Genomic DNA, 1,870 nt, shown 5'->3' on the forward strand with positions numbered 1-1,870 from the left:
TTGTCGGACCTGCTGAGCTACGCGGCCGAAGATCACCCGGGCCCGGGCGCGGCCGCCGCGCAGCACCTGTCGGCGTCGCTCGCGAAGCTCGCCGCCGCGGATGCCGCGACGCGCGACCGCGCCGAACGCGCGTTCTCCGATACGCTGCGCATCGCGCTCAACCAGCTCGCGTCGCTGCTGCAGCCGCAGGACGTCACGCGCGAATCGCTGCCGCCGCAGCTCGTGCGCGACTGGGTCGCGCCGGACGGCCATGCGCTCGTGCAGATCTCGCCGAAGGTGCCGAAGGGCGTCGACCCGGGCGACGACACGATGCTGCGCCGCTTCGCGAAGGCCGTGAAAGCCGCGGAGCCGGGCACGACCGGCGGGCCGATCTCGATCCTGCATTCGGCCGACACGATCATCAACGCGTTCCTGCATGCGGCGCTGTGGTCGATCATCTCGATCACGGTCCTGCTGTGGGTCACGCTGCGCCGCTTCGGCGACGTGCTGCGCACGCTGGTGCCGCTGCTCGTGTCGGGCGTCGTGACGCTCGAGCTGTGCGTCGTGCTCGGCATGTCGCTCAACTTCGCGAACATCATCGCGCTGCCGCTGATGCTCGGCGTCGGCGTCGCGTTCAAGGTGTATTTCGTGATGGCGTGGCGCGCGGGGCAAACCGGGTTGCTGCACTCGAGCCTCACGCATGCCGTCCTGTTCAGCGCCGCGACGACGGCGACCGCATTCGGCAGCCTGTGGCTGTCGCACCACCCGGGCACGTCGAGCATGGGCAAGCTGCTCGCGCTGGCACTGACCTGCACGCTGATCGGCGCCGTGGTGTTCCAGCCCGTCCTGATGGGCAAACCGCGCGTCAAACGCGCCAAGAACCAATCGCAAGGAATCAATGAATAAGGTGCGAATCATTGCGGCGACCGTTGCCGCCAGCGCGGCGCTGACCGGCTGCGCGACGGGACCGAACCGCAACCCCAACGACCCGCTCGAGCCGATGAACCGGGCGATGTACAAGTTCAACGACACCGTCGACACGAACATCGCCCAGCCGATCGCGAAGGGGTACCAGAAGGTCACGCCGACGCCCGTGCGCACCGCGATCAGCAACTTCTTCTCGAACCTCGGCGATCTCGGCAACATCGCGAACAACCTGCTGCAGCTCCGCATCACCGACGCCACCGAAGATCTGATGCGCGTGGCGATGAACTCGGTGTTCGGCGTCGCCGGCCTGATCGACATCGCGACGCCCGCCGGACTGCCGAAGCATCACCAGGACTTCGGCCTGACGATGGCGCGCTGGGGCGTGCCGTCGGGCCCGTACCTCGTGCTGCCCGTGTTCGGGCCGAGCACGATCCGCGACGGCGTCGGCCGCGCGGTGGACGTGCGCTTCAACCTGCTGAACTACATCGAGCCGGCCGCGCGCAACCCGATGTACATCGCGCAGTTCATCAGCGCGCGTTCGGATCTGCTCGGCGCGACCGACCTGCTGAAGCAGGCCGCGCTCGATCCGTATTCGTTCGTGCGCGACGCGTACCTCCAGCAACGCAAGTCGCTGACGTATCGCAGCCAGTCGTCGTCGGCCACGGTGCCGACCTACAACGAACCGGGTGAATCGGGCGCCGTGCCGGCCGGAACGCCGGCCGTGCCGGGATTGCCGAACTACGAGGATCCGGGCGATGCGGGCGGCGCATCGGGCGCCACGCCGAACAACGCACCGGCCGCGCCGGGGCTGCCGCAGTACGACGATCCGGGCGCGGACAACGCGAACTGTTCACCCGCGAGCCCGGCGACGAAGCGTCCGCCGCGAATCTCGCCGCGCGCTTCGAGGCGCTGCAGTACCCGCACGAGTTCGCGCCAGCTCGGCAGCCAGTCGGCTTCGCGTTCG

At 68.8% G+C, this 1,870-nt stretch carries 1 protein-coding gene and 1 pseudogene; both read left to right on the plus strand.

The window, feature by feature from the left end:
- Window positions 1-885 (plus strand): annotated as a pseudogene (locus G3N98_RS39120) (RND transporter); the annotation flags it as partial.
- On the plus strand, window positions 878-1,870 hold a 993-nt coding region (locus G3N98_RS39125), incomplete at its 3' end, for a VacJ family lipoprotein (protein ID WP_241026297.1). The pseudogene G3N98_RS39120 and the gene G3N98_RS39125, both read left to right, overlap by 8 nt.

It is taken from the genome of Burkholderia sp. Tr-20390, from assembly GCF_017104595.1.
In the GTDB taxonomy this organism is placed as follows: domain Bacteria; phylum Pseudomonadota; class Gammaproteobacteria; order Burkholderiales; family Burkholderiaceae; genus Burkholderia.